Annotated in this window: 1 pseudogene; it reads left to right on the top strand. The window is 40.4% G+C overall.

Features of this window, described 5'->3' with window-relative positions:
- A pseudogene (locus B0E34_RS22780) lies at positions 1–266 on the top strand (1,4-alpha-glucan branching protein GlgB); the annotation flags it as partial.
- Positions 267–272: the final 6 nt, after the last annotated feature.

The following is a 272-nucleotide window of genomic DNA, read 5'->3' as shown; positions in this document are numbered from 1 at the left end:
ATACTTTTAGGGTTTGGGCACCAAATGCACAAGCAGTTCATCTAGTTGGGGATTTTACTAATTGGGTCGAGAATCAAATTCCTATGGTTCGTAATGAAGCAGGTGTTTGGGAAGTCTTTACTAGTCAGGCTCAGGAAGGTCAGATTTATAAATATCATATCACGCGTGCAAATGGTCACCAGATTATGAAGATTGATCCGTTGGCAGTTTATTTTGAAGCTAGACCGGGTACAGGAGCAGTTCTGACCAATATCCGTGAAAAGTGATAAAAT

Source organism: Chryseobacterium mucoviscidosis (genome assembly GCF_002177115.1).
In the GTDB taxonomy this organism is placed as follows: Bacteria; Bacteroidota; Bacteroidia; order Flavobacteriales; family Weeksellaceae; genus Chryseobacterium; species Chryseobacterium mucoviscidosis.
The sequence above is the reverse complement of the archived record's forward strand: the minus strand, read 5'-3'. Positions and strand labels throughout refer to the sequence as shown.